We start from the raw sequence: 26,660 nt of genomic DNA on the forward strand, positions 1-26,660 counted from the left end.
TTGGTCGGTCCCTTATATTTAGGCTGCGTTTTTGTGGTTCTGGATCATGTCCATGAATTGTTCGAACAGGTAGAAGCTGTCCTGCGGGCCGGGCGATGCTTCCGGGTGCTGCTGCACCGAGAAGATCGGCTTGTCCGTTGCCTCGATGCCGCACACTGTGCGGTCAAACAGACTGATGTGGCTGATTTTCACGTTTTCCGGCAGGCTGTCGCCGTCCACCGAGAAGCCGTGGTTCATGCTGGTGATTTCCACCTTGCCACTGCGAAGGTCCTGAACCGGGTGGTTCGCGCCCCGGTGGCCCTGGTGCATCTTGTATGTCTTGCCGCCGAACGCGAGCGCCAGCAACTGGTGGCCAAGGCAGATACCGAAGATCGGCAGGCCGGTCTCGATCAGCTTGGTGATAACGGGTAGGGCGTATTCGCCGGTCGCGGCCGGGTCGCCTGGGCCGTTTGAAAGGAAAATCCCGTCGGGCTTGAGCGCCATGATCTCATCAAAGCTTGCAGTGGCGGGCACCACGGTCACGCGCGCCCCGGTTGCCGCGAGGCAGCGCAGGATGTTGTCCTTCGCGCCATAATCCACAGCCACCACATGGGCCTTGGGGTCGGTCAGCTCGGCATAGCCGTCTGCGATGGTCCAACGGGCGCCGGTCCATTCCCGGTTTGCCGAACAAGTTACCTCTTTCGCCAGGTCCATGCCTTTAAGGCCGGGCCACTCTTGCGCTTTCTTCAGAAGGGCGGGGATATCGAACTTGCCGTCTTTATTATATGCGATCACACCGCTTGGCGCGCCGTTCGCGCGGATGTGGCGTGTCAGCTTCCGTGTGTCGATGCCGGAAATGCCCACCAGGCCCATCTCTGCGCACCAGTCATTCAGGTGCTTCATTGCGCGGAAGTTCGCTGGCTCTGTGATGTCGTCGCGGATCACCAGGCCGCGGGAGGCCGCCGTGTCGCGTTCCATGTCTTCTATATTGGTGCCCACATTGCCGACATGCGGGAATGTGAAGGTGATGATCTGGCCTGCGTAGGACGGGTCTGTCAGGATTTCCTGGTAGCCGGTCATGGATGTGTTGAAGCAGACTTCACCAACGGCTTCGCCGTCCCTTCCAAATCCATATCCCCAAAAAACAGTGCCGTCTGCCAGAACCAGTGCGGCGGTGATATCCTCAGCGGGTCGCTGGGTGGGGAGTGTGGAGTCGGTCATGGGGGCGGGTTCCTCCTGCCATTGGTTTCACACATGTTCCCTTGCGTATCAAGGGATTAGCCGGTAAAAGAGCGCGCTGTGCGCCCTGGTGGGCGGCGGCCAAATTGTCGGGACAATAAGCAAAAGGGTCCCTGGGGTCAAGTAAAGAATTTAAAAAAATATCTAATAAAATCAATGGGTTACGAAGCAAAACCAATTTGCCAGCTGGCAGGCAATGCGGTAATATGTGCGCTTCCGACTCGTAAAGTCAGGGTGGTTTTTATGTTGCGGGACGAACTTAATCAGTCAATGAAAGCGGCGATGCGCGCTAAAGAAACGCGCAAGCTCTCTACTGTGCGCCTTATTCTGGCTGCGATCAAAGAAAAAGATATCGAACTCCGGACAACGGATGGTGGCGACCGTGATGATGACGCCATGATCACCGATATCCTGTCGAAAATGGTCAAGCAGCGCCGGGATAGCATCAAGGCCTATGAAGAGGCTGGTCGGTGCGAATTGGCAGAGCGTGAGCGGGAAGAAATCGATATCATCGAAGAGTTCCTGCCAAAGCAGCTTTCCGACGACGAGATCAAAGCCGTTTGTGAAGGCGTGGTCTCAGAGCTTGGCGCGGAAGGCCTCAAGGACATCGGCCGCTGCATGGGTGCGCTGAAGGGCAAATATGCGGGCCAGATGGATTTCGCCAAGGCAAGCGTGACCATCAAGGGACTCCTGAGCTAAGGCTCTTTATATTCTGAAATTCAAGGAGAAGGGCGGCGCCGGTTTGGCAGCCGCCCTTTTCAGTTGACCGGGGGTGTCACACCCGGTGGGGTAAAAAGGTGCGGGCGGTGTATATCGGCGCGAGGTGGGAAGGGGGCTCTTCGCCATTTGTGCCGGCTAGATCTTGATCACCTGCATCGGGCGAATGCTGGGATAGCACTGCCGTCGCGCAGGCTCCTTTTTTGCCTCGGCCTCTCTTGCTGCGGCATGTCTGTTGCCGTGAAAGGCCATGTCGTCCATGGGCGCCAGAAGGGTCGCCAGCCGTGCGAAGAAGCTTTCCTTATGACTTTGTTTAGATTTGATTTTCTTAGGCATGTCGTGACTCCGTTTTCTTATTGTTGTTGATATTGTTGATTTTTGACAGTATTTCAATTTCGTAGTTTTAAGGCTATGACTTAGAAAATTTAAGGACCTTTGATGCGCTACAAATTGCAGTCATTGTCTGGCATTTTGGCGTTTGATGCGGCGGCGCGCCACGGCAGCCTCACGCTCGCGGCGAAAGAGCTGGGGCGCACCCAGTCTGCGGTCAGCCAACAGGTGAAAGGGCTTGAGGAGCAGCTCGGCTTCGCCCTTTTTGTGCGTCGGCCACGTGAGATTGAGCTGACATCGGCGGGGCGGTCGCTTGCCAAGGCGGTAAAGCAGGCACTTGAGGGCATTGATGATCGGGTCACCACGCTGATGCGCAGGCATGAGCCCAATGTGATCCGCCTGTCGGCCTATCATTCTTTCGCCATCCAGTGGCTGATCCCGCGCCTGCCGCGTTTCAGTCTGGCGCATCCGGAGATCGATATCAGGCTGAATGCGGACGACCATCAGGTCGATGTGGCGGCGGAAGGGTATGACCTGGCCATCCGCGGCGGCTGGCTTGGCAAACTGCCTTCGGGCGTCACGCCCATGCGGGTGGAAAAATATATGCCGGTATACGCACCGTGCCTTGCGGAAGGGCGCGAAATCACGGTTGATGACCTGACGGATTATCCGCTGATTGGCTATGAAGACCGCAGCTATTGGAACGACTGGCTCGAACATAACGGGGTAGAGCTGCGCGACCCGGACTATGGCAAAACCTATAGCCACTCAGGCTTGCTGGTTCAGGCGGCCATTGTTGGTGCCGGTATCGGCATGGCGCCACTCGCCACAGCCGCACAGGCGTTGATTGACGGCAGGCTGAAGTGCGTGCCGGGCAAGCCGTCCAGCAACGGCTTCTGTTTTCACGCGGTGACCGCACGGGAGCCGGTGTCGGAAAATGTCGCGCTGTTCGTTGATTGGCTGGAAAGCGAGATGGCGCAAATGGAAGTCGATTTACAGCAATATCTCGCATAATCGCCGATGGCGGTTTCCGGATCGATTTCCCTCTGTTCTCTGCCGGTCTGTTGCGTTAGAAGGGGTGTCTTCCGGTATTTACTTTTTAGTGGGTGGTTATGGCGCTTAGTCCGCAGTTTCTGGATGAGCTGAAGCACAGGTTTACCCTGTCCGACGTGGTCGGGCGGCAGGTGAAGCTCGTGCGCCATGGGCGCGAACATCAGGGCCTGTGCCCGTTCCATAATGAAAAGACACCCTCCTTCACCGTGAATGACCAGAAGGGCTTCTATCACTGCTTCGGCTGTGGGGCGCATGGCAGCGTGATTGACTTTGTCATGGGCACCCAGGGCATGGAATTCATGGAGGCGGTGGAAGTCCTGGCAGGCGAAGCAGGCATGGAAATGCCGCGCCAGACGCCCCAGCAAATCGAACGCGACAAGAAGCGCGGCACGCTCAGTGAAGCCATGGAGACCGTGGCCAAATGGTACGCAGCTCAGTTGAAGGGCCAGATTGGCCGCGCGGCCTATGACTATATAAAGGGCCGGGGGCTGACGGACGAAACGCTGGAGCGCTTCGGCATGGGATACGCGCCCGCCGCCCGCACCGCGCTGAAGGACGCGATGATTGCGCGCGGCATTGGCGAAGACCAGCTGATCGAGACCGGCATGTTGATCAAGCCCGAAGGCGGCGGCGCATCCTATGACCGCTTCCGTGACCGGCTGATGTTCCCGATCACTGACCGGCAGGGCCGGGTGATCGCCTTTGGCGGCAGGGCGCTATCGAAAGATGCCAAGGCCAAATACCTGAACAGCCCGGAAACCACGCTCTTCCACAAGGGCGCGACGCTTTATAACTGGGCCAATGCTCGCGCCGCCAGCTATGACGCCGGGCAGGTGATGGTGGTTGAAGGCTATATGGATGTGATTGCACTGGCGCAGTACGGCATTGATTATGCTGTGGCGCCCTTGGGCACCGCGCTGACGGAAGAACAGATTTCGCACCTGTGGCAGATGGCGGATGAGCCAATCCTCAGTTTCGATGGCGACAACGCGGGCCTGCGCGCCGCAAGCCGGGCGGTCGAACGCTCGCTGCCCATGCTCAAGCCTGGAAAGTCGCTCCGCTTCATTATCATGCCGGAAGGTGACGATCCGGATAGCCTCGTGCAGCGCGAAGGCAAGCGCGCGATCGAGAAGCTGATCGACAGCGCCGACCCGCTTGTGAACGTGCTGTGGCGCAATTTGACAGAGGGCGTGGCGGTGGACACGCCAGAGCGCCGGGCTGGCTTGGAGAAAAAAATCTTCGGAACGCTTTCCGAAATTGAAGATGAAAACGTCAAGAAGCTATACCAGACCGAATTCCGGAACCGGATATGGGAACTGTTCCGCCCCGCGAAAAAGCAGGGCGGTGGTCGCGCTCCGGCCCGACAGGGCGGTAACCAGCGGTTCCAGAAAAAGAATGCGGGCGGAATGCAGCCGTGGCAGCAGGGCGGTGGCTTGAAGCACACGTCCTTCGCGCAAGGTGACAAGGCGCGGCCTGTGACAGACAGAATGGAGAAGACCATCATCTTGACGCTGGTGCATCACCCGGAAATTCTGATCAAGCATGAAGAGCTGGTCGCAAATCTGGAGTTCGGCACAACGGGGCTTGACGATCTCAGGTGTGCGTTATTAGAGAAGGCCGCTGCTGGCGAGACCCTTGACCATGAGGCGGTGATTGCCCATCTGGAAGACAGGCCGGAAATGGTAACGCTTGAGAAGCTGCTTTCGGAACGCGCGCTGAGGGATGAATGGTTTGCCTGGCCTGAGGCGGCGCTTTCGGATGCGCTAACCGGATTCGAGCATATTGTCTCGCGATTCCAGCATATTACGGCGGCAAAAGCGGCCTATGAGCAGGCCGAGGCGGAATTTGCGGCCGACATGACGGAAGAAAACAGGGGCAGATTTATCGCGGCGCAGGAGGCTTTCCGGGCGCTCGAGGAAAAAGAAGCGGACAAAGAAGGATACCGGCTCGAATCAGGCAGGTTTTCTTTCAATTAATATGGTATAGACTGCGATTCGCGCAGTTCTGGAGAAAAAATACATGGCAACTAAGGCGAATCAGGAAGACGAAAAGGCAACGGGCTCCGACGAAGGCAATGAGCGTTCGATCGGCGATGCCACGGAGGCCGCCGTCAAAAAGATGATCGCAAAGGCGAAGGAGCGGGGCTACATCTCATATGATGAGCTGAACGCTGCTTTGCCGACCGAAGAAATGTCATCCGAGAAAATCGAAGACATCATGACCATGCTGTCTGAGATGGGTATCAACGTGACCGATGGTGACGACCCGGACGAAGCTGAGGGCGACGAAAAAGAGGCCGAAGAGACCGAACAGGAAGAGTTCAAGACCACGGACAAGAAGGAAGCGAGCGATCGCACTGACGACCCTGTGCGCATGTATCTGCGCGAGATGGGGTCTGTTGAGCTTCTGTCGCGTGAGGGCGAGATCGCCATCGCGAAACGGATCGAAGCCGGCCGGGCCACCATGATCGAAGGTCTGTGCATGAGCCCGCTGACGTTCCGCGCCATCATCGAATGGGCAGAGCGGTTAGAGAACGAAGAGATGCTGCTTCGCGACATCATCGACCTTGAAGCCACGCTGGGTAAGGAACCAGACAGCGCCGACCTTGAAGACGAGGACGGCGGCGACGTGATGAAAGAGGGCGGTGAGGAAAAGGCTGAAAAGGCCGAGAAGGCCGCCGACGCCAAGGAGGATGACGACGAGCCTTCCGATGGCAACAATGATAGTGAAGGCAATGATGACGACGAGGATGACGAGGACGAGGAAGCGGCTATGTCGCTTTCCGCTATGGAAGCGCACCTCAAGCCGGAAACTATTGAAAAATTCCGCCTGATTACATCGACTTACAAGAAGTACGCCAAGCTGCAGGACGCCCGTCTGGCGGCTGCCGTTCAAAGCGAAACGCTTTCCACGGCCCAGGAGCGTCGATTCAAGAAACTGCGCGAGGACCTGATTGAGCTGGTGAGCTCGGTACGGTTCAACAATATGCGTATCGAAGAGCTGGTGGACGAACTTTACGGCCTGAACAAGCGCCTGATGAGCCTTAGTGGTCGCCTTCTCCGGTTGGCGGAAAGCCACAAGGTTTCCCGCACAGCTTTCCTTGATGAGTATCAGGGCAATGAGCTTGAGGACGGCTGGTCTGACCGCGTGGCCAAGCTGAAAGGCAAGGGCTGGGCTGCGTTCGTTGAGAACGAAGGCTCTGCCATCAACAATATCCGCGATCAGGTAAGTGACGTTGTTGGCCGCACGGGCCTGCATGTGGACGAATTCCGCCGCATTGTTCGCACGGTACAGAAAGGCGAGAAGGAAGCTCGGATCGCCAAGAAAGAAATGGTGGAGGCCAACCTCCGTCTGGTGATCTCGATTGCCAAGAAATACACCAACCGCGGCCTGCAGTTCCTTGACTTGATTCAGGAAGGTAACATTGGCCTGATGAAGGCGGTGGACAAGTTCGAATACCGCCGCGGTTACAAATTCTCGACCTACGCTACATGGTGGATCAGGCAGGCTATCACCCGCTCGATCGCCGACCAGGCGCGCACCATCCGTATTCCGGTGCATATGATCGAGACAATCAACAAGCTGGTGCGTACAGGCCGCCAGATGCTGCACGAAATTGGTCGCGAGGCTACGCCGGAAGAGCTGGCAGAACGTCTATCCATGCCGCTTGAGAAGGTGCGTAAGGTGATGAAGATCGCCAAGGAGCCAATCTCCCTTGAAACGCCGATTGGCGACGAGGAAGACAGCCACTTGGGCGACTTTATCGAAGACAAGAACGCGATCCTGCCTGTGGATGCGGCGATCCAGTCGAACCTGCGTGAGACTACGACCCGCGTCCTGGCGTCCCTGACGCCGCGGGAAGAGCGCGTGCTTCGGATGCGTTTCGGTATCGGCATGAACACCGACCATACTTTGGAAGAAGTTGGTCAGCAGTTCTCGGTAACGCGGGAACGTATCCGTCAGATCGAGGCGAAGGCGCTCAGGAAACTGAAGCACCCAAGCCGGTCCCGCCAGCTCAGAAGCTTCCTCGACACCTAAGAGGCTGGCTTCGTGATAGGAAAACCCAAATTCTGGAAAGGCAGCCGCACGTGGCTGCCTTTTCTGTTTCTTTGCATAGTCAGCCTGGTGCCCGCTGCGGCCTCTGATCCCACGGGCGTTGAAGACATTCCAGCGGCATCCACAAAGTTGAAGCAGGATGATCAGGGGCGTGTGCTGGTGGACGTAGAAGTGCGCGGGGAAGGGCCCTATCCCTTCCTGTTGGACACGGCCGCCAGCCGCACGGTGATGTATCGTACGCTGGTGAGCGTTCTGGGGCTTGAGGCTGTGCCGTTCAAGTCCCGCCGGGTGATGACTGCGACAGGTGCGCGGGAGATGCAGCTTTACCGCATTGGCGAGTTGAAGGCGCTAGGCAAAAGCCTGCAAGTGAAAGAAACAGTGGCCATGCCGGACCCTTCGGTTGAGGGCATATCCGGGATATTGGGGATTGATATCCTTCGGGGTCATGTTCTGATGCTGGACCGCACGGGTGTGCGGCTGGATGACGATCGCAATGTCAAGCGCGAACCGGGCTGGCTGGACCTGAAGGCGCGGGCAGTGGGCTATGGCTCGCTTGCTGTGACGGTGGTCATCAATGGTGTTGAAATCCACGCGCTTGTTGATACCGGTTCCGGTGCCACAGTGTTGAATGGCCCGGCGTTTGAAGCGCTTCAGGAAATCATCCCGGACGGTATGACAGACGATCAGGCCAGCGTTTCGGCCTCCGGGCGCGCGATGGCGGCGCATGTTATCAAGGTGCCTGGCATGACCATCGGCGATTGGGCATTGGGGGAACAACGGCTGGTGTCCGCTCACCTGCCGATTTTTTCAACCTTCGGGGCCTCGCACGCGCCTGCGATGATCCTTGGAATGGATGTGCTTTTGCAGGCGGACACTGTGGCGATGGATTTCAAGCGCTGGCGCATGATGGTTCGCACGCGTGGAACAGGCCTTGCAGCGCGATGACCGACAAACGGCAACACCATCAGGCCCGGATTTCCCAAGCCCAGCAACAAGGGAAAAGCAAGGCCATTGAAGCGGCATTCGCTGCGGCTCTCAAGGATATGCCCGAAGACCCGGTGCTGCTGGCGCAATGGGCCGAATATCAGTTCGGCCTTGGAGAGAAAAAGTCCGCGCGACGGGCCCTTCTTCACGCATACAGTCTGGTGCCAGAAGGCCAGCATCACCTGAAAATGGGGCTGTGCGACAAGATGTTCTGCCTGGAGCTTCAGACAGATGCTTTCAAACTTCTGCCGCCTATTGCCCCACAAGAACGTGCTGTCGAAACCTTGGTGCGGATCAAGATACTGCGGCACCACCAGGACGATATTGGCGTTCGCAAGGCGTGCCAGCATCTGATTGCCCATGCCACATTGCCCCACGAGCGTTGGAGCCAAATTTCAGCACTCCTACTTGCGAGCGGCCATCCCGGAGCGGCGATAGAAGCCTTCAGGAAAAGTATCCGTGATAGCGGCGCGACCCCTGCGGAACTCAACCGCTTGGTAGCCCTTCATATTGAGAATGATGACCTTGAAAGCGCCTGGGAAGTGCTGGAAGAGATGCCAGAGGAGGCGCGGCAAGCGCCATCGATGCTTTCTGCATTGGCCCAGTGCCAGCGCAAGCGTGGGAATAAAGACGAAGCAATAGAAGCCTATAGACGCCTGCTGGACCATGCGCCGGCCAACACGGCGGTTTGGAGCGGCCTTGCTGACCTATCCGAAAAGGCCGACCTTCCAGGGTTGGTTGCTCGGTGCCAAACGGTTCTGAAGGACGAAAAAATCCCGGACGCAGAAGCCATGTTGCTTTGGTATTCGTTGGCGAGGATGCAGGATCGTTTGAAGCTGACCTCGGATGCTTTTCAGAGCTATCACAGGGCGAATGATATGATGCATGCCTATTATGTATCGGAAAATCGCGCCTATGACACAATAAAGGTGGAGCAGACACGCGAGCGCCTGATGGAATGGTTCCGGGCAGAGATGTTTGGCCCGCAGCAGCGGGATCAGGGGCGGGATCAGCCGATTTTTGTGGTTGGGATGCCACGGTCTGGCACCACGCTTCTGGAGCGTATTCTGGCATCTTTGCCCAATGTCAAGCCGGGCGGCGAAAGCAAGGCATTGGCCCGTATCGCGTCAGACCACCATCAGGAAGCCCTACGAGGGGCTGCGCCGTTGCCGCAGGATATTGACCCCCAGCAATGGCAAACGTTTGCCGACGACTATTGGGCGAATACACGGGTTCATGGCCGGTTCGTCACAGACAAATTACCGCAGAATTACCGTAATCTGGGGTGGGGCATGAAGATGTTCCCATGTGCGCCGATCATCTATCTGAAGCGTGATCCGCGCGATATCGGCTGGTCGCTTTACAAGCGCGCTTTCCGGTCTGCATTTGCCTACACGGTGCAGCAGGAGTTCATTGCTCACGCGATCAAGCAATGCGAGGCCTATATGGCCCACTGGCGACGCGTTGCGCCTGGCCGTATTCTGACGGTGCAATATGAAGAGCTGGTGCAAAATCCGGAAGAGGTGACCCGCGAGATTGCCGATTTCTGTGGCGTTGAGTGGACACCAGCTTGCCTGTCACCTGAAAAGCTTGACGTTCCAACGTTTACCCTTAGTGAACAGCAGGTGCGTGAACCCATCAATGCCAAAGGGCTGGGCCGCTGGAAAGACTATGAAGAGTTTCTTCAGCCGATGATCCGGGCCCTTGAAGGCTATGGGCTGGTGACATAAAAACGGCCGCATCAGCGTGCGGCCGTCCTTGATGAATTTGTCTGCCTTAATGAATTTGTCTGGCAGAGATCTAGCGGAACAGCGACAGGATCGCAGCCGGCGCCTGGTTCGAAATCGACAGCGCCTGAATGCCCAAAGCTTCCTTCACGCGGTTGGCCTCAAAGGCGGCACTGGTCTTGCCCAGGTCGGCGTCCACAAGGTTGCCGATACCCACTTCAGTGGCGTTACTGAGCGCTTCGGTGAAGTCCTTGGTTTCCTGCAGTTGGCTTGCGCCCGCCCCAAGCTGTGACAGCGAGCTTGAGAGATTGTTGATCGAATCCTCAATGGCTGTAACAGCAGCCTGCGCGTCCGCGACAGAGCCAATGCCTTGGCTTGCCCCAAGCGTGACGTTCGGCCCGCCCAGCGACAGGTCCTGCGCGTCAATCTGGATGGCGCCCTGGCCATCAGCGCCCGTGACCGCGACGATATTGTCGCCACCTGCCTTGACCGCGTTCGTGCCGTTGAATTCGGCATTGTCGACGATAGAAGTGATCTGGTCGCGAAGCTGCGTGAATTCCTCATTCAGCGCCTGCCGGCTGACATCATCAAGGCCCGGATCGGACGCCGTTACGGCCTTTTCCTTCAGCTCAAGCAGAAGGTTGGACACGCCGTCACCTGCCGCCAGCGCCACATCGGTCGTGGAGATCGCCCGGTCAAGGGACCCCTTGACGCTATTGAGGCCCGCGACATCGCTTTTCAGGAGTTGCGCGATCGACAGGATCGCCGCGTTATCTTTCGCACTGTTGACTTTCTTGCCAGTGGAAATTTCATTTTGCGTTTGAGCCTGGAGCGAATTCGTACGCTGCAGGTTACGCACGCCCAGCAAACTGCTGGCGTTCGTATTGATCGAGTTTACCATTTTCAGCACCCATAGGTTAACCGGCGGACCCCTCCGCCAGCGGTATTCTACCTGCGGCTATTATGGCACAAACCGCGCGACATATGAAGAAATGCTTAAAATTGAGCACAAACGCCGCCCCGGCAGGCATCGCCGACCGGGGCTTTTGCGTTAATCCTTATGGGTGATGAAGGCGGCGATGGCCTTCTTGAGCGCAAGCACATCCATCTTGTCTGACACGGCGACAGGCGTGTGGATCGAAAGGAGCGGCACCCCGAAATCGATGGTGTCGATATTCAGCTTCGCCAGTTCCTTGCCCAGGGTTCCGCCACCGGCGCGACCTACCTTGTAGGTGGTGGTCTGCCAGGCGACATTCGCTTCATCAAGCGCATTGCGGGTCCAGGCGATAAACTCGCTGTTGGCGTCAAACCCGCGACCATAAAGCTTGATGTTTACGCCATACCCAAGGCGGGGTGCGTTAGAAAGCTCCCAGGCGCCGGGGCTCATGGGGTTCACGCCCGGATTGACATCGATCGACAGCGCTTTTGATGCCCGAAGCGTGCGGGTGAAAAGCGGCTGGCGGTAAGTGTCGCCAAGTTCGGCATAGACAAGCTCGCTCACCAGATCTGGCAGATAGGTGGAAGACGCGCCGGAGACATTCACATTGCCGCTTTCTTCATTGTCGGCGAACTGGATGATGGTGGTGTGTGGCAGCCTTGAAGCGTCAAAGGCCGCCATCATGCTGGCATAGGCTGCGAGCCGGTCGTCCTGGCCGTAAGCCGCAATCAGGCGCCGGTCCAGCCCCATGTCCCGCGGCCTCATGGCCGGCACCAGCGACAGCTCGGCCGACACCAGATCGGCGGCCTCTATGTCGTAGGTTTCCTTCAGATACTGGAACACCCATGTTCTGGCGCTGAATTTGCCGTCCTCCCCATGCGGGCCGTGGGCCACGATGGGGTCAAGCTCTTCATGGGCCACCACGTCGCGGGCGCTTTTCTTCATCTGGTCGCGCGCCGTGTGGGGCGAAAGATCCGGGATCATCAGGATCGGGTCATCAGCCTTCAGGCCAACAGAAATTTCAACGGTTTTGCCGGCCTTGGTGTCCACCCGGCCGACAAGCGCCAGCGGGGTGTTGGTCCACTGGTAGGTCTTGATGCCGCCGTGATAGTTGGTCTGGAACAGGGCGAAGCCCTGGCCTTCGTCCACCGGGCGGCCCTTCAGCTCAAGCCGCGGGCTGTCGATGTGGCTGGCCACAATGCGCACGCCGTCTGCAATCGGGGCCTTGCCGCCGATGATCAGCGCCATGGCACGGTCTCTGTTTACATGGAAATATTTGTCGCCGGCTTCAACGCGTGTGCCTGGGGTCCATTCCTTGAAGCCCTGGCGGGCTGCCTCTTCGCGGACTGCAGCCACCGTCAGCAGTTCTGTGCGGGCGCGGTCCAGGAAGGCTTTGTAAGTTTCGCCAAAGGCGCTGGCTTGTTCCTTGTCGTCCTTTGAGGCCGCTTTCCATGCGCTTTCGCATGTGCCCTGCGGGCAGGGCTTGTCGTTTGCCTGCGCAGTCGTGGTGGGTATCAGGTGGCTGCCCAGAAGAAGGCTCAGGGCAAGGGCGGTCTTAACGGTGCGCGGGGCGTGCGGCAGTGACGACATTCTTATTCCTCCGATCGTGTTTCAGTCTTTGCCTGAGAAATTAGAATGACGACGCGCGCATTGCAAATCATCCGCGCCATAATTATATCAAATAAAAATAAAGTTTAGCGAGGGGTACAACAAATGACCTTATGGACCATGATCGTCGCCGTTGTCGCGGTGGTAATGATTTCTGTCATCATCATGCAGTGGATCGCCACAAAAGAGAAAATCGCCAAGGCGCACGCAAAAGCAGCCGACGGCCAGTCGGACGGGCGTATCGCCAGCCTTGAAAAACGCGTCGCGGTGCTCGAGCGCCTGGCGACCGACAAGGGCCAGCAGCTCAAAGATGAAATAGACGCGCTTTAGGGCAGATAGCACGGGGAGGATCACATCATGGATGACGCAGCACCAGTATTGATCATTTTTGGCGCCTTTATATTCGCGGGCACCATGCGCTGGATGAAATATAAGGCGGAAGCCTTGAAGCACAGTGCGGCAAACGGCGATTTGCGGCGTGAGATGGACGATATGCGTGAGCGCATCAAGGTGCTGGAGCGCATTGTCACAGACAAACGCTCACGCCTTGAAGCAGAGATCGACGCCCTTTAACGAAACACGTCATTTTTTCACTACCCAATGTGGCAAGAGTTTGCTACCTACCACTCCGTGGTTGGGGCCTGTAGCTCAGTTGGTTAGAGCCGGCCGCTCATAACGGCTTGGTCGGGGGTTCGAGTCCCTCCGGGCCCACCACTTTCCTTTATAGGCATTCTCAGAAAAACTGGGAAAATTCTCAGAAATATCTGGAAATGGACCGGACAGAGTTCACGAGAACTCGTCCGGTCTTTTCTGTTTAGCGGACCCGCGCAGCTATAGTGTTTTGGGGCTGCTTATCGCCAAAAGCGGTCAAATATGATTTTGTGCTAAGGTACAACCTGTCCTGGCGTGCAGTGACTGATTTTCTATCTATCTTGGAATGTCAGCATGTTGTCAGCTTGCATCGTATATAAATGTGCCATGCATATGAAAGCGATCATATTTTCGGGTTGGATTGGTCTTGCTGTGGCGACTGCCGCAACGAGCGACGATGCTGGTGACCATCATCATGACAGGAAGGTGGACCATCTGGTCGCGCGGTCTGCATTGCAGCGCGGCGAGATCATGCCGCTTGAAAAACTTTTGTCGATTGTTCGCCCCAAACTGAAAGATGAAGTCGTTGGCATCAAGTTTGAGATGCATCAGGGCCACTGGTATTATGAATTCCGTACCGTGGATGAGGATGGGTATCTGCACTATATTCATGCTGATGCCAAAACCGCCAAGATCGAGACGGTGGAGAATCATCCATGAAGGTACTTTTAGTCGAGGACGATGCCCGCATTGCGGAAGATGTCAGGGGCGCCCTTGAAGGTGCCGGCTATGTGGTCGATCTGGCGCAGGATGGCGAACAGGCGTGGTTCCAGGGCGATGTGGAAGAATATGACGCTGTCGTCCTTGACCTGGGTCTACCCCAAATGGACGGTATCGCAGTTCTCAAGCGCTGGCGTGAAAATGGAAATACTGTGCCTGTTCTTGTTCTGACGGCTCGCGGAAGCTGGGGAGAGCGGGTTGCGGGCATTGATGCAGGCGCCGACGATTATCTGCCAAAACCATTCCAGATGCCTGAACTGCTGGCCCGGTTGCGTGCAATCGTGCGCCGGTCCGTCGGGAAGGCTTCTTCGGTAATATCCATTGGGGCGGTCACGCTGGATACGCGAAAGATGGCGGTTGAGGTGGATGGCAAGGATGCCAATCTGACGGCACAGGAATACAGGCTTTTGGCGTATATGATGCACCACACCGGCCGTGTCGTCCCTGCCTCGGAGCTTATTGAACATCTTTATAGCGGGGATGCGGACCGGGCCGAAAACTCAATCGAGGTTCTTATCGGCCGGGTCAGGCGAAAGCTGGACGTCAAGCTTATCAATACCAAGCGCGGGTTTGGCTATTTTGTTGACGGAGATCAGGCATGATTGCGCGGTCTCTTCGGCTCAGGCTGCTTCTTTCAGCAACAGGTGCCATTGCTGTCGCTCTTGTCCTTGCGGGGTTCGGCTTGACAGCCTTGTTTGACCGGCATGTAGAGCGCCGCATACAAGACGAGTTGGCGACCTACCTGCGTCAGCTTTCCGGCGGGATCGAGTTTTCCGAAGATGGCAGCTTCTTTGTGGGCGTACCCTTGGCTGACCCCCGGTTTGAAGTCACCTTCAGCGGCCTTTATTGGCAGGTGGAAGATGACGACAGGGCGCTAGCCATCCATTCGCGGTCCTTGTGGGATACCCGAATTGCTCTGCCGACCGATCCGCTTCAGGTGGGCATCATCCACCATCACCGGCTGCCAGGGCCGGGTGGTGCGACGCTGATGGTGCAGGAACGCCGTATTCTCTTTCCCACAAACGAGGGTAACCGCTCACTCCGTATTGCCGTTGCCCTTGATCGGGCCGACCTTGATGCAGCTCTCCAGGCCTTTGCAGGTGATCTTGTGCCATCGCTCAGCCTTCTTGGGCTTGTGTTGGTGCTGGCCGTCTGGTTTCAGGTCAGTATGGGGCTGCGCCCCCTGGATGCAATCCGCAGGGGGGTGAGCGCAGTACGCAACGGCCGGGCAAACCGACTGCCAGGGAACCAGCCTTCAGAAGTTATGCCGCTCGTGGTTGAGGTGAATGATCTTCTTGAAAATCAGGAAAAGGTGGTCGAACGCGCACGCCAGCGCGCAGGGGATCTCGCGCATGGCCTGAAAACCCCGCTGACTATTTTACAGAGCGATGCCGCCCGGCTTCGTACCATGGGCGAAACAAAACTCGCCGAAGAAATTGAAGGACTGGTTCAAACCATGCGCCGTCATGTTGACAGGGAGCTGGCGCGCGTACGCCTTACCGAAAAAGGCGCGCGCCCAGGCCAGGATACGTGCCTGAGCACAATGGTAGAAAAAATAGTACGCACGATTCATCGAACCCCCCAAGGTGAGGTCTGCCGGTGGTCGCTGGATGTTCCAGCCGATCTTTATGTCTCTATGGATGACGGCGACCTTGCCGAACTGCTTGGAAATCTGATCGACAATGCCGCCCATTGGGCATTGAGTGAAGTGACAATCCGGGCTGAGACAAATGGTCGGGACGGCTTTATCTCGCTTCTCGTAGAAGACGATGGCCCCGGCGTTTCTGAAGCCGACCTTGGCAAGCTTGGCAACCGCGGCATCCGGTTGGACGAGCAGGTGCCCGGCAATGGCCTTGGTCTGGCAATCGTACGAGACATTCTGGCCGCATATGGCGGCGATATTGGCTTTGCCAACAAACTGGACGGCGGACTTCAGGTGCGGGTTTCCCTGCCTGCCCGTAAATCCGCGACCCTCTGAAACATGGCTTAAACAAGGACTGCTATTATGCTTCAACATTATACGGTGGCTGCCGTTCTTTCGCTGGCGCTCGCGGTGGCACCAACGGTTTCCGCTGAGGGCGGGCAGATTGCACTTAGTCAAACCCAGCAGGCGCGCCTTGGCGTGCAAACGGGCGACGTGCAAGCGGCTGAGCGTCAGGCGCTGGTGGTAGTGCCCGGGCGTATCACCCCCCCCTTGGATGCCAGATTGGCAGTTGCAGTACCCTTTGCGGGCATTGTTCAGGCTATTCATGTCCTTGAAGGCGCGAATGTGAAAACCGGCGACAGTTTGCTTACGGTCGCAAGTAATGATTTTCTGGAGGCACAGGCCCGGCTTTCCCGGGCACAGGCCGACTATCGGGCCTTGAAGTCGGCAGCTGAACGGCTGAAGACCTTGTCCCGGGAAGGCGTTGTTGCATTGGGTCGAGCTGAAGCTGCAGAAGCGGAGGCGACGAGGGCAAACGCTGAGCTTGCTGCCACGCGCCGGATGCTTGACAGCGCCAAGCCAGTCGCCGGGCAGAAGGGAACCTATAGCCTTGTAGCTCCCCACGACGCCACGATTGCGCAGCTGCAGGTGATGCCCGGTGAAATGATCCATACGCTGGATAGCGCCGTCGTTCTGGAAGGCACGGGCGCGCTGTGGGTGGAAGCCGAACTGCCGTCACGCTTTCTGGGCAAGATAACTTTAGGCGATATGGTTAGCCTGCAACCGTCGGGCGCCGGGGCAAAGATCATCGCTATCGGGCGAACGGTTGACCCGCAAAGCCGCTCTGTGACCGTGCGTGCGGAGCTTGATCGCAATGACAGCCTGCGGCCAGGACAAAGCGTGCAGGTAACTGTGTTCGGCGTCGCGGAAGAAGGCGCTTTTTCCGTGCCGCGGGATGCTGTGGTACGGCTTGCTGGTGGTGATGCCGTATTCGTGGCGGAACGCGGCGGATATGGTGTGGTTCCCGTGACGGTGCTGTCCCGGGGCGCGCACCAAGCCATCGTCACTGGCCCGCTTTCTGCTGGTGCCAAGGTTGCCATCAGTGCTCTGACAGAGCTTAAAGCCCTCGCGCTGGAGGGTGACTGATCATGCTGAACCGGATTATCGAGTTTTCGCTAACCCAACGTCTTTTGGTGGTGGTGCTGGCCCTAATGCTGGGCGTGGCGGGTGCTTTTGCCTTTCTCAAATTGCCGATTGATGCTTTCCCGGACATTTCACCAACGCAGGTGAAGGTGATCCTGAAGGCCCCTGGCATGACACCGGAAGAGGTGGAGCAGCGCATCAATGTGCCGCTTGAGATGGAGCTGCTCGGTATTCCGGGGCAGACGATCCTGCGCTCGGTCGCGAAATATGCCATCGCGGATATCACGCTGGACTTCGAGGAAGGTACAGATGTTTATTGGGCGCGCCAACAGGTGTCAGAACGGCTTTCCGGTGTCATGGAGGTGCTGCCGGATACAGTGTCAGGTGGGCTTGCGCCGATTTCCACGCCGCTTTCAGACGTGTTTATGTTCACAGTTGAAGGCGACGGTTTGACACTGGATGAGCGCCGGGCCTTACTGGATTGGACCATCCGTCCTGCGCTCCGCGTTTTGCCGGGGGTGGCCGACGTTAATGCCCTTGGTGGCCGGGTGAAGACTTTTGAAATCGTACCGGATCCGATCGCGCTTCTGGATGCAGGCCTCACGATTTCCGACCTCCGCACCGCCATCGCTGCCAGCAACAGCAATGACGGTGCTGGTCGGTTGAATGATGGCGAGGAAAACCTGATTGTACGGACAGTCGGTGCCGCACGAACATTGGATGATTTTCGTCAGATCGTTGTTATGGCTGATGAAGGGCGCACGCTCAGGCTGGCAGATGTGGCGGACGTACGTTTTGGCGCGCTGACCCGCTATGGTGCCGTAACCAAGGACGGCAAGGGCGAGGCCGTACAGGGGCTCGTGATTGCCCTTCGCGGCGCGGATGCCCGTGCCGTGGTTGATGGCGTAAAGGCACGACTTGAAGAATTGAAACCAAGCTTGCCGGAAGGTGTGGAGATTAGCGCCTTTTATGATCGGTCAGACCTGATCGAAAAGGCTGTTGGTACGGTTTCCAAGGCACTCCTTGAAGCAACGGTTCTTGTTGTCGTCCTGCTTTTCCTTTTTCTGGGCAATGTGCGGGCTGCCCTGGTGGTGGCGCTGACATTGCCGTTTGCGGCGCTGATCACCTTTGTAATGATGCAGTATTTTGGCTTAACCGCGAACCTGATGAGCCTGGGAGGACTGGCAATTGCCATTGGTATGTTGGTGGATGCCGCGGTCGTCGTGGTGGAAAATACGGTTGAGCATCTTGCCCACCATAAAGCTGATGCCAAGGTTCCTATGCTACACCGGGTTTACCGTGCCGCCAGTGAAGTGGCCGTACCTGTGGCGTCAGGTATTCTGATCATCTGCCTTGTGTTCCTACCGCTTTTGTCTTTGCAGGGGCTTGAAGGAAAGCTGTTTGCACCGGTTGCACTGACCATTGTCTTCGCGCTTTCTGGATCGCTGATCCTTTCACTAACACTTATTCCTGTGTTGTCATCTGCGGCGCTTAAGGCTGGCGCGCATGCTGATCCCTGGCTGATGCGCAAGATTGCGCCAGTATACAAAAGGCTTTTACGTCGCGCGCTGGATAAGCCATTGCCGGTTTTTGGCCTGGCAGGAACTGGGCTTGCAGCGGCGGTGGTTGCCTATGTGATGGTGGGTAAAACTTTCATGCCGACAATGGATGAGGGTGGGATTCTTCTTCAACTGGCGCAGCTTCCATCGGTGAATGTAGAACGCAGTACGGAAGGTGATCTAGCTGTTCAGCGTGCAATCCTTGAAGACGTGCCGGAAGTGAAAAGCATCATTGCCCGTTTGGGCTCGGATGAGATCGGCCTTGATCCCATGGGGTTGAATGAGACAGACAGTTTTCTGGTTCTGAAGCCCAAGGAAGAATGGCGCAAGCAGGACAAAGCCTGGCTGGCGGACCAGATCAGGGCCGTGATGGATGATTTTCCCGGTATTGATTTCGCGTTCACACAGCCAATTGAAATGCGGGTATCTGAAATGCTGACCGGTAGCCGGGGTGATCTTGCGATCAAGATTTTCGGGCCGAACCTTGAGGTTCTGGGCCGTCTGAGCGACCAGATTCAGAAAACCGTTGCTTCGATTGATGGGGCGGCAGAGGTTATTTCGGTCGCCAGCGACACGGTACAGTATCTGCAAGTGGATATTGATCGGCTGGCCACTGGCCGTGTTGGCCTGCAACTGACCGAGGTTCAGGAAGAATTGCGCGCTCAGCTTGAAGGCGTAAGTGCCGGTTATGTTGCCGAACAGAACCGCCGTATCCCTATCATGATTAAAGGGGGTGATGAACTCCGTAACCGGGTAGAAATGTTCGCCGATTATCAAATGCCGACACCGGATGGCGGCCGTGCCCGCCTCAGCGACATTGCCCACATCCATATGCCCGAAGGGGCCGTTAAGGTGGATCGTGAAAATGCATCACGTTATGCGGTTATCCAGGCCTATGTATCCGGGCGGGACCTTGTTGGTTTTGTTGAAGACGCGCAGGCAGCTGTGGCAGCGCAGGTGACCTTGCCTGCGGGCTACAGGCTTGTCTGGGGCGGTCAATTTGAGAACCAGAAGCGTGCGGCAGAAAGGCTCGGCGTCGTTGTGCCGCTGGCCCTGACCCTGATCTTCTTCGTACTGTTTGCAACTTTCCGGTCTATGCGACAATCGCTACTTATCCTGGCGAATATTCCATTCGCGCTTATTGGCGGCGTTTTGACGCTATGGCTGTCAGGCGAATTCCTGTCGGTTCCTGCCTCGGTTGGCTTCATCGCCCTGTTGGGTATTGCAGTATTGAACGGGCTTGTTCTGGTGGCACATTTCAACCATCTGATGGCGTCCGGGCTTGATATGCAATCTGTTGTTTTTGAAGGCGCCCAGCGGCGTTTGCGGCCCGTTCTCATGACAGCAAGCATCACGGCCTTTGGCCTTGTTCCGCTGTTGTTTGCGACCGGGCCTGGTTCGGAAATCCAGAAGCCGCTGGCGATCGTGGTGATTGGTGGGCTTGTGAGCTCTACCCTGCTTACGCTGTTTGTTCTGCCAATCCTGTTCCGCCGTTTCGGTGGGCAGGATGAAGTCGTCCAGATTGAAGGGAGTGGATCATAATGAAAACCCTATGCAAATTGGTCGTTGTCTGTCCGCTCGAAGTTGCAGAAGACATAACAGAGGCGTTTCTTGACGCCTCCCCGGGGCTTCCTGGGTTCACTTCGTTTGATGTTCAGGGGCATGGCCATGATTTTGCTTCTGCATCCACGCATGAGCAGGTTCGCGGCCATGTTGCCCGCAAATGCCTGTGGATGGTGTTGCCTGAAAACGACGTAGAGCGAGCACTGGTTGCTTTGGGTCAGGCAACGCGCAACGCTCATGTCACGCACTGGCTGGAGCCAGTCGCCGGAGCAGGGAGTCTGAAGGCATGATCAAGAAATATATAGTCGCTTTTTCTGTTCTGGCTGCCGGCGGTGCCGTCGAAGCAGCCGATAGCTTTCTGCCGCAGTCGGATGTTGCCCAGGCAGCGATTGGCGCGCACCCTGTTGTTGCGGCGGCCGAGGCGAGCCTTGCAGAGGCCGAAGCCCAAGCGCGTGTCTATAAGGCTGGTGACCATGACTTCCATCTGAGCGGAAGCTATATCCGCCGTGATGTCAGGGGCGAAGGAACCTATAGCGAATGGGATAGCACCATCAGTCGGGCGATCCGCCTGCCGGGAAAGGCGAAAGAAGACCGGAAGATCGGGGCGCTTGGTATCAGTGTCGCTGAAAATGCACGCGATGACGCCCGCCATCAGGTCGCGCTGATGCTGAAGGATTATTGGTTTGAATGGCTGGAAGCCGGCGCCATGCACCGAATTGACCAGATGGCAGTGGATACCTACCGGCAGGAACTTCAAGCTGTGGAGCGCCGTTATGAGCTGCAGGAAGCGGCTCTTCTGGAGGTGGAAGGTGTACGTTCCGCGCTGGCCACCGCCGCGGCTAAGCTGCAAAAGAGCCAGGCCAGAAAGCTGGAAGCAGAACGGGCCATCGGTACCATGTTCCCGACTATGGCCTTGCCGGCCCAGCAACTGGATATCGGCGACCCCGCGGCAACAGAATACGGCTTTGACGAATGGAAAAATCTTATCCTTACTCGCAGTCATGAACTGCGGATGGCGGAAAAATACGCCGAACAGCAGATGGCTTTGGCCCGTCGCGGGCGATTGAACAAGATCGCTGATCCGACCGTTGGTGTTCGCTTTTTCAGTGAACGGGGCGGCGAAGAGCAGGGCGTTGGCCTTCTTTTCTCCATGCCTTTCGGTTCCAGCCGCCGTAGCGCCCAAAGCGATGCAAAGCGCGCGCGGGCCCTTGCTGCCGAAGCACAGGCGCGGCAGGTGCGCTTGATGGTTGAGGAAGTCGCAGACCGGGATATCACTCGCGCTGAAGCCGGGCTTTCGGTGTGGCAACAGGCATCTGCGGCATTGACGGCAAGCGAACAGGTTGTCTCCCGGGTTCGCCGTGCGGTCGAACTTGGTGAACGTGATCTGGTGGAACTGCTGCGTGCCCTTAATGCGCATCATGACGTTGTTCGCCAGGAAGCGACCGCCCGCATTGCGGCGCATGACGCAATTACGCAGTTACGCATTGATTCCCACGAAATATGGATTGCGACCCACCACGATCATGAGGACTAATCCCCATATGAAGCGCAAGGTAAGGGCCGCTTTGGGTCAGAAGCGGGCCTATAAGCGGGGTTCAATGAGTGTCCGCTTTTGTGGTTTTTAAGATTTCTCATTTTCTATGAGAATGGATCAATATTTCTCCGTTGCTCTGCGAACGGTTCTCTTTTCCTTTGCGAACAGAGTTGAAAGAGGGCTGGAAGCCGCCAACTGCTCTCTCGCTTTCTGTGAGGATTTACACCTAGCTGTCAGGGACGCCAATTCGCCTCGGCCGTGACAGACGGTCGCGCCCTTCGCCTGATACAGGTTTCCAGCAGGGGGCGCCGGGCCGGTTCCAATCATTTCCTTGCTATTTTGCCGGATACGTGTTCTAAGCAGTGCAAATGTCGCATGTAGATGACTTCATCAGCGGCATTCCATTCTCGTCATTGATCCTATGATTGCTGCCTTGAATCGCCAATTTTGGCAAAGAACATTACGGCAGCTGATCTACACAGACTTCCCAACCAAAGTGCCTGCTTTCTTTCACCCCCCTTGGGTGAAGTGCTGCAGGAGGATTGAAGAGACTATTTGACTTATTTTAAAGACCTCGGCCTTGCCGAGTCAGTCCTGCGTGCAATTGAGGCGACAGGATATACGACCCCAACACCTATCCAGCGTGATGTAATCCCGGCCATGAACGCCCACCAGGACGTTATTGGCATCGCGCAGACCGGAACCGGTAAAACCGCTTCTTTTGTATTGCCGATCCTGACCCGGATTGCAGCAAGGAAAAAGCGGCATTGGCCAGGAACTTGCGGCGCCCTCATTTTGACACCGACGCGCGAGCTGGCCCAGCAAATCGCAGAAGAAATCCAAACCTTCAGCAAGTTCATGAAAGTGAGCGCGCCTGTTGTTGTCGGCGGCGTAAGCCCCCGTCCGCAGATCACGGCCTGCGCCCCTGGTGTCGACATCATTGTTGCGACGCCGGGACGGCTCTTGGACCATATGGAATCGGGCGCTATTCGGCTTGGCCAGACCCTTCAGGTGGTGGCTGATGAAGCCGACCAGATGATGGATATGGGCTTCCTGCCTGAGCTTCGTAAGATCATGCAGGCACTGCCGGAACAGCGCCAGACCATCCTGATGTCCGCGACCATGCCGCCTCCAATCAGGAAGTTGGCAAATGAATTCATGACCAACCCAACTGAAATTTCAGTTGCGCCGGCCTCAACGCCGATCGCCCGCATTTCCCAGATCGTGAAGCGTGTTGAAAAGGGTGCGAAAAGAAACGCTCTTGCCGACATTCTGGCCGATGAGGCCGTCACAAAGGCCGTGGTCTTTACCCGTACCAAGCATGGCGCGGACAAAGTCGCGGCAGATCTGGCCAGTGCCGGACAGCCCGCGCAGGCCATTCATGGCGATAAAGGTCAGGCGGAACGCGAGAAAAGCCTGGCAGGTTTCAGGGACGGCAAAACCAGAATATTGGTCGCCACCGACATTGCTGCCCGCGGGATCGACATTGACGACATTTCACATGTTATCAATTTCGATATGCCGCTTGCCCCAGAAGCCTATGTGCACCGGATTGGCCGCACAGCACGGGCTGGCCGAAGCGGCGTTGCCATATCCCTATGCGATTCATCCGAAGTGAAACTTTTGCGCGCGATCGAGAAGCTTACAGGCCAGCAACTTATGCCTTCTTCGAAGCCGGCAGAGGCTGGCAGTGAAGGCGGTGCGGAAACCCGCAGCGCCTCAAACGCCAGCACAAAGGCTAAATCGGCGCAGGACCAGAAACCCAAGCGTGACAGTCAAACCGCACGCGGATCACAGAACAGGAAGCCCAGCGCGCCACCATGGCGCAAACCTGGGCCAGATATGCCTACTGACGGCTTGATGCGCATGCTCGGCGAGAGCAGGTCACTTGCGGCAGGCATCGCCTGAAGAAGGCACACACTATTCAACCAAACCAATATCCAAATTGTAGACTGAAAGGAAATTCACATGGCTACAGGTACTGTAAAATGGTTCAACCCGGACAAAGGCTTCGGCTTCATCAAACCAACTGACGGCGGCGCGGACGTATTCGTTCACATCAGCGCGATTGAGCGCTCCGGCCTCGGCAGCCTCAATGAAGGTGATGAAGTTGGATATGAAATCCATGTCGACGAAATGCGCGGCAAGTCTTCTGCTGAAAATCTGCAGCTGACATAAAGATTTAAGGTGAGGCGCTTTGTGCCTCACCTTCCTTCCCGGGAGGGTTCTTCCTCTCGAACACTGATGTTGCTTGCTTCAAGCACCTGACAGGTTAAGCTTGACCGGCTGCAAACACCGGCAACACAGGTTCGCTTCCGTTTCCCGGCAGACGGGCCTTGTTTCAATTCCAGTGCCGCAAAGCAAAGTGGTGAACCGATACGGATCCTGAAAATGCTGAAAATCGTGCCTGTAATAATTGACGAGATTTACATCCCAACCAAACGGCGTGGCGAGTTGGATCAAAGCAAGGTGGAAGCCGTTACCGAAAAGCTGCTGAACGGTGAAGCGCAGAAGCCGATCAAAGTGCGCAGCGGCAAAGGCCGGTTTGTATTGGTCGAGGGGATCAACCGCCTGGAGGCCAACAGGGCCCTGGGTGAAACGGAAATTGGTGCCTATGTCGTTCAGGCCCCAAAATTCTGAAGACTGTTGTGGCTTGAAGCGCCAGCTACGCCCAAAGGGGCAAGGCAAAAAGCCCAGAGACTTGGGTTCAATGCCCGCACTGCTTAAGTACTTGCCAAATCAGGTCTTCGGATTTCCTCAGGAATTGCGGCAACCCATATTTTCTGAACACCCCTTATCCTACCGCGACAGGTCCTCGGCGCTGAAGCTGGCGGAAACGCGGATGCCGTTCCTGTCTGTCACGCTGACATGATAGAAACCGGGGCCATCAATCATGAAGGTGGCGTCCCGTGACCAGCGGCTGGACCGGATCGGCTTGCCGTCCATGAACCATTGCAGCGGCATTTCACCGCCTTCCGCCGACAGTGTTATCGGGGTGGCAGGGCCCATCAAGCCGACCACGCTGTCTGCCTGTGGGAAAGCTAGCGCGAGCGGCGCGACCCGCCTGCCGGAAACCTTTGAAAGCTGCGGCCTGTCGAAATACTCCAGCGCGGGCGGCAGCGCCTGGGCGGTCAACAGGTTGCCTCCCGGCGCCGGGGCAGGGGCGGGCGGCAAGTGGCCGAAGGCGTCAAACAAAAGGGGCGCGGCGGTGTTGTTGCCGAAGTGGCCGGGCATGGGTGTGCCGTCAGGCCTGCCAATCCAGACGCCGATGGTATAGCCGCCGTCATAACCCACAGCCCAGGCATCGCGAAAGCCATAGCTGGTGCCCGTCTTGAAGGCAATGTGGCGTGGGTTCATCTGATACTTGCGCGGCAACCGGTCCCCCGGCGCGCCGATGCCCGAAAGAATGTGCCTCAGCGCATCGCGGGTGTCCGCGCCCAGCAACGGTTCGCCCAATGGCTCGCCTGTGGCGACCAGCGTGTCTGTGTGTCTCAAGGGCCGTGCCTGTCCGTCATCCGCGAGCGCCGCATATAGCATCACCAGATCCTCAAGCGACATACCAACCCCGCCAAGAGCGACAGCAAGCCCCGGCGCTTCTTCACCGGGCAGCGACAGTGCGGCCCCCGCATGGCGCAGGCTTTCGGTGAACTGCACGGGGCCAAGGCGGTCAAGCACAGCAACCGCCGGCACATTCAGGGACCGGCGCAGCGCTTCCGTGACTGTCACCTGACCATAGAAAGTATCCATGAAATTGCTGGGCGCGTAGCTGCCGAAGCGGCGCGGTTCGTCCATGATGCGGGTGCTGGGGTGGGCGATGCCCCGGTCGAACGCCATACCATAAATGAAGGGCTTGAGCGTGGAGCCGGGCGAGCGCGTTGCGGTGACCATGTCGACAAAGCCGTCGCGGGCGGTGTCGGTATAGTCGGCAGAGCCCACATAGGCGATGACCTTGCGGCTTTTGTTTTCCACCACCAGCATGGCGACGCTGGCACCACCGTGCAGGCGGCTGGCCCCCGCTTTCGCCAGCGCCTCAAGCTGTGATTGTAGGGCGATATCGATATAGGTGTGGGTCACCGGGCCTTCCGCCGATGCCTTCAGGCGGGCAGCAAGGTGCGGTGCTGTTAGTCGTGGGGGCCGCTTGCTGTATGGCACAGGCGCCTGTGCGGCCAGCGACGCCAGGTGTGCTTCCAGCCCCACGTCTGCCGCGACCCGTGCCAGCACCTTGTTCCGTGCCTGTTTGGCGTTTGCGGGGTTTCGGTCAGGCCTGAGGCCCGTCGGCGACTGCGGCAGCACCACAAGAAGTGCGGCTTCATCGGGCGTGAGATGGTCTGCCTCATGCCCGAAATAGACGAGACTTGCGGCCCGGATGCCCTCAATATTGCCGCCGTAGGGCGCAAGCGTGAGATACATCTCAAGGATGTCGCGTTTGCTGAAGCGGTGCTCCAACTGCAGCGCCCGGAACATTTCCACCAGCTTGGACGAAAGCGTCCGCGGGCGGGGTTCCAAAAGCCGCGCCACCTGCATCGTCAGCGTGGACGCGCCCGAGATAATCTCCCCCGAAGACGCCGCCTGCCAGGCCGCGCGCATGACCGCAAGCGGGTCAACACCGCTGTGCTCATAGAAGCGCTTGTCCTCATAGGTGATCAGCATGTTGATGAACAATGGGTCCACCTGATCGAGCGAGACATGGCGGCGCAGGCGGCCGTTTTCCACCGGGAACAGGCGCATGACTTGCCCGTTTGCGGCCAGAACCTCATGCGAAACGGTGTGGAACCGTTCCAGCTTGGGTGGGAAAGTGGCGTCCAGCGCGAAAAATGTGGGCACGGAAAGGCCAAGGGTCGCCGCAAGGGTGATTGCGGCAACTTTCAGCTTTTTGCGCCAGTTTCTGGGCCAGTTTTTGGGCCAGTATTTCGCGATCTTTGCCATACTCACCGCC

General features: G+C 57.4%; 23 protein-coding genes and 1 tRNA gene. 19 read left to right on the forward strand and 5 right to left on the reverse strand.

The features are described from left to right. Positions 1-18 precede the first annotated feature (18 nt). Positions 19-1,200 (reverse strand): glutamine-hydrolyzing carbamoyl-phosphate synthase small subunit, encoded by a 1,182-nt coding sequence (carA, locus tag KORM41_RS18100; protein WP_068151624.1) that lies wholly within the window; start codon positions 1,198-1,200, stop codon positions 19-21. A gap of 261 nt (positions 1,201-1,461) precedes the next feature. Here carA and KORM41_RS18105 point away from each other — a divergent pair, with 261 nt between their 5' ends. Then, positions 1,462-1,917 carry a GatB/YqeY domain-containing protein gene (locus KORM41_RS18105; protein ID WP_068151632.1) on the forward strand — a complete coding sequence of 152 codons (456 nt, stop codon included), beginning with the start codon at positions 1,462-1,464 and terminating at the stop codon, positions 1,915-1,917. 156 nt (positions 1,918-2,073) lie between these two features. Here KORM41_RS18105 and KORM41_RS18110 read toward each other — a convergent pair whose 3' ends face one another. After that, positions 2,074-2,271: a hypothetical protein gene (locus KORM41_RS18110; RefSeq protein WP_068151633.1), complete on the reverse strand. Its 198-nt coding sequence runs from the start codon at positions 2,269-2,271 to the stop codon at positions 2,074-2,076. 102 nt (positions 2,272-2,373) lie between these two features. On the opposite strand from KORM41_RS18110, the gene KORM41_RS18115 reads away from it, so the two are divergent. The 5 genes from KORM41_RS18115 to KORM41_RS18135 all read left to right on the forward strand — a co-directional run bounded on the left by KORM41_RS18115 (position 2,374) and on the right by KORM41_RS18135 (position 10,088). Continuing rightward, positions 2,374-3,279, forward strand: coding sequence for a LysR substrate-binding domain-containing protein (locus tag KORM41_RS18115; protein ID WP_068151634.1), 906 nt, complete (start codon positions 2,374-2,376; stop codon positions 3,277-3,279). Between the two features lie 98 nt (positions 3,280-3,377). After that, positions 3,378-5,294, forward strand: a complete 1,917-nt coding sequence (gene dnaG / locus KORM41_RS18120) for a DNA primase (protein ID WP_068151642.1) — start codon at positions 3,378-3,380, stop codon at positions 5,292-5,294. Positions 5,295-5,337: 43 nt separating this feature from the next. After that, on the forward strand, positions 5,338-7,356 hold the full coding sequence (gene rpoD / locus KORM41_RS18125; RefSeq protein WP_068151645.1) for an RNA polymerase sigma factor RpoD: 2,019 nt from the start codon (positions 5,338-5,340) through the stop codon (positions 7,354-7,356). Between the two features lie 87 nt (positions 7,357-7,443). After that, positions 7,444-8,319 carry a retroviral-like aspartic protease family protein gene (locus KORM41_RS18130; RefSeq protein WP_231727323.1) on the forward strand — a complete coding sequence of 292 codons (876 nt, stop codon included), beginning with the start codon at positions 7,444-7,446 and terminating at the stop codon, positions 8,317-8,319. Continuing rightward, positions 8,316-10,088 carry a tetratricopeptide repeat-containing sulfotransferase family protein gene (locus KORM41_RS18135; RefSeq protein WP_068151650.1) on the forward strand — a complete coding sequence of 591 codons (1,773 nt, stop codon included), beginning with the start codon at positions 8,316-8,318 and terminating at the stop codon, positions 10,086-10,088. The genes KORM41_RS18130 and KORM41_RS18135 overlap by 4 nt, the downstream gene beginning before the upstream one ends. Before the next feature lie 70 nt (positions 10,089-10,158). Here the strand turns inward: KORM41_RS18135 and KORM41_RS18140 are convergent, their stop codons facing one another. After that, positions 10,159-10,986, reverse strand: coding sequence for a flagellin (locus KORM41_RS18140; RefSeq protein WP_068151657.1), 828 nt, complete (start codon positions 10,984-10,986; stop codon positions 10,159-10,161). Positions 10,987-11,136: 150 nt separating this feature from the next. Continuing rightward, positions 11,137-12,612 (reverse strand): zinc-binding metallopeptidase family protein, encoded by a 1,476-nt coding sequence (locus KORM41_RS18145; RefSeq protein WP_082720046.1) that lies wholly within the window; start codon positions 12,610-12,612, stop codon positions 11,137-11,139. A 123-nt stretch (positions 12,613-12,735) separates the two neighbouring features. Here KORM41_RS18145 and KORM41_RS18150 point away from each other — a divergent pair, with 123 nt between their 5' ends. From KORM41_RS18150 to KORM41_RS18210, 13 genes are all read left to right on the forward strand, one after another. Beyond that, on the forward strand, positions 12,736-12,960 hold the full coding sequence (locus KORM41_RS18150; protein ID WP_068151663.1) for a hypothetical protein: 225 nt from the start codon (positions 12,736-12,738) through the stop codon (positions 12,958-12,960). Between the two features lie 27 nt (positions 12,961-12,987). Continuing rightward, positions 12,988-13,203, forward strand: a complete 216-nt coding sequence (locus KORM41_RS18155) for a hypothetical protein (RefSeq protein ID WP_068151666.1) — start codon at positions 12,988-12,990, stop codon at positions 13,201-13,203. 64 nt (positions 13,204-13,267) lie between these two features. Beyond that, a tRNA-Ile gene (locus KORM41_RS18160) sits at positions 13,268-13,344 on the forward strand. Between the two features lie 270 nt (positions 13,345-13,614). Beyond that, positions 13,615-13,941: a PepSY domain-containing protein gene (locus KORM41_RS18165; protein WP_156432047.1), complete on the forward strand. Its 327-nt coding sequence runs from the start codon at positions 13,615-13,617 to the stop codon at positions 13,939-13,941. Next, positions 13,938-14,603 carry a response regulator transcription factor gene (locus KORM41_RS18170; RefSeq protein ID WP_068151672.1) on the forward strand — a complete coding sequence of 222 codons (666 nt, stop codon included), beginning with the start codon at positions 13,938-13,940 and terminating at the stop codon, positions 14,601-14,603. Before KORM41_RS18165 ends, KORM41_RS18170 begins: the two co-directional genes overlap by 4 nt. Continuing rightward, positions 14,600-15,979: a sensor histidine kinase gene (locus tag KORM41_RS18175; protein ID WP_068151676.1), complete on the forward strand. Its 1,380-nt coding sequence runs from the start codon at positions 14,600-14,602 to the stop codon at positions 15,977-15,979. The genes KORM41_RS18170 and KORM41_RS18175 overlap by 4 nt, the downstream gene beginning before the upstream one ends. 27 nt (positions 15,980-16,006) lie before the next feature. Then, positions 16,007-17,071 (forward strand): efflux RND transporter periplasmic adaptor subunit, encoded by a 1,065-nt coding sequence (locus tag KORM41_RS18180; RefSeq protein WP_068151679.1) that lies wholly within the window; start codon positions 16,007-16,009, stop codon positions 17,069-17,071. Between the two features lie 2 nt (positions 17,072-17,073). Continuing rightward, positions 17,074-20,169 (forward strand): efflux RND transporter permease subunit, encoded by a 3,096-nt coding sequence (locus KORM41_RS18185; protein WP_068151682.1) that lies wholly within the window; start codon positions 17,074-17,076, stop codon positions 20,167-20,169. Then, on the forward strand, positions 20,169-20,480 hold the full coding sequence (locus KORM41_RS18190; protein ID WP_068151683.1) for a DUF3240 family protein: 312 nt from the start codon (positions 20,169-20,171) through the stop codon (positions 20,478-20,480). The genes KORM41_RS18185 and KORM41_RS18190 overlap by 1 nt, the downstream gene beginning before the upstream one ends. Next, entirely contained in the window at positions 20,477-21,724 is a 1,248-nt protein-coding gene (locus KORM41_RS18195) for a TolC family protein (protein WP_068151684.1), read from the forward strand. The genes KORM41_RS18190 and KORM41_RS18195 overlap by 4 nt, the downstream gene beginning before the upstream one ends. A 555-nt stretch (positions 21,725-22,279) precedes the next feature. Further along, complete coding sequence (locus KORM41_RS18200; protein ID WP_082720047.1) at positions 22,280-23,632, forward strand: DEAD/DEAH box helicase; 1,353 nt, start codon at positions 22,280-22,282, stop codon at positions 23,630-23,632. A 60-nt stretch (positions 23,633-23,692) separates the two neighbouring features. Then, positions 23,693-23,902, forward strand: coding sequence for a cold-shock protein (locus KORM41_RS18205; protein WP_068151690.1), 210 nt, complete (start codon positions 23,693-23,695; stop codon positions 23,900-23,902). A gap of 213 nt (positions 23,903-24,115) precedes the next feature. After that, positions 24,116-24,364, forward strand: coding sequence for a ParB N-terminal domain-containing protein (locus KORM41_RS18210; protein ID WP_068151693.1), 249 nt, complete (start codon positions 24,116-24,118; stop codon positions 24,362-24,364). 159 nt (positions 24,365-24,523) lie between these two features. On the opposite strand, the gene pbpC is transcribed toward KORM41_RS18210, so the two are convergent. Continuing rightward, positions 24,524-26,650 carry a penicillin-binding protein 1C gene (gene pbpC / locus KORM41_RS18215; protein WP_082720048.1) on the reverse strand — a complete coding sequence of 709 codons (2,127 nt, stop codon included), beginning with the start codon at positions 26,648-26,650 and terminating at the stop codon, positions 24,524-24,526. Positions 26,651-26,660 lie beyond the last annotated feature (10 nt).

It is taken from the genome of Kordiimonas lipolytica, assembly GCF_001550065.1.

Coding starts and splice junctions, on each gene's coding strand:
- carA (WP_068151624.1), bottom strand. CDS start 1,200: ATGACCGACTCCACACTCCCCACCCAGCGACCCGCTGAGGATATCACC.
- KORM41_RS18185 (WP_068151682.1), top strand. CDS start 17,074: ATGCTGAACCGGATTATCGAGTTTTCGCTAACCCAACGTCTTTTGGTG.
- dnaG (WP_068151642.1), top strand. CDS start 3,378: ATGGCGCTTAGTCCGCAGTTTCTGGATGAGCTGAAGCACAGGTTTACC.
- KORM41_RS18205 (WP_068151690.1), top strand. CDS start 23,693: ATGGCTACAGGTACTGTAAAATGGTTCAACCCGGACAAAGGCTTCGGC.
- KORM41_RS18110 (WP_068151633.1), bottom strand. CDS start 2,271: ATGCCTAAGAAAATCAAATCTAAACAAAGTCATAAGGAAAGCTTCTTC.
- KORM41_RS18155 (WP_068151666.1), top strand. CDS start 12,988: ATGGATGACGCAGCACCAGTATTGATCATTTTTGGCGCCTTTATATTC.
- KORM41_RS18210 (WP_068151693.1), top strand. CDS start 24,116: ATGCTGAAAATCGTGCCTGTAATAATTGACGAGATTTACATCCCAACC.
- KORM41_RS18165 (WP_156432047.1), top strand. CDS start 13,615: ATGAAAGCGATCATATTTTCGGGTTGGATTGGTCTTGCTGTGGCGACT.
- KORM41_RS18115 (WP_068151634.1), top strand. CDS start 2,374: ATGCGCTACAAATTGCAGTCATTGTCTGGCATTTTGGCGTTTGATGCG.
- KORM41_RS18170 (WP_068151672.1), top strand. CDS start 13,938: ATGAAGGTACTTTTAGTCGAGGACGATGCCCGCATTGCGGAAGATGTC.
- KORM41_RS18145 (WP_082720046.1), bottom strand. CDS start 12,612: ATGTCGTCACTGCCGCACGCCCCGCGCACCGTTAAGACCGCCCTTGCC.
- KORM41_RS18190 (WP_068151683.1), top strand. CDS start 20,169: ATGAAAACCCTATGCAAATTGGTCGTTGTCTGTCCGCTCGAAGTTGCA.
- KORM41_RS18175 (WP_068151676.1), top strand. CDS start 14,600: ATGATTGCGCGGTCTCTTCGGCTCAGGCTGCTTCTTTCAGCAACAGGT.
- KORM41_RS18105 (WP_068151632.1), top strand. CDS start 1,462: ATGTTGCGGGACGAACTTAATCAGTCAATGAAAGCGGCGATGCGCGCT.
- KORM41_RS18180 (WP_068151679.1), top strand. CDS start 16,007: ATGCTTCAACATTATACGGTGGCTGCCGTTCTTTCGCTGGCGCTCGCG.
- KORM41_RS18140 (WP_068151657.1), bottom strand. CDS start 10,986: ATGGTAAACTCGATCAATACGAACGCCAGCAGTTTGCTGGGCGTGCGT.
- KORM41_RS18195 (WP_068151684.1), top strand. CDS start 20,477: ATGATCAAGAAATATATAGTCGCTTTTTCTGTTCTGGCTGCCGGCGGT.
- KORM41_RS18150 (WP_068151663.1), top strand. CDS start 12,736: ATGACCTTATGGACCATGATCGTCGCCGTTGTCGCGGTGGTAATGATT.
- pbpC (WP_082720048.1), bottom strand. CDS start 26,650: ATGGCAAAGATCGCGAAATACTGGCCCAAAAACTGGCCCAGAAACTGG.
- KORM41_RS18135 (WP_068151650.1), top strand. CDS start 8,316: ATGACCGACAAACGGCAACACCATCAGGCCCGGATTTCCCAAGCCCAG.
- rpoD (WP_068151645.1), top strand. CDS start 5,338: ATGGCAACTAAGGCGAATCAGGAAGACGAAAAGGCAACGGGCTCCGAC.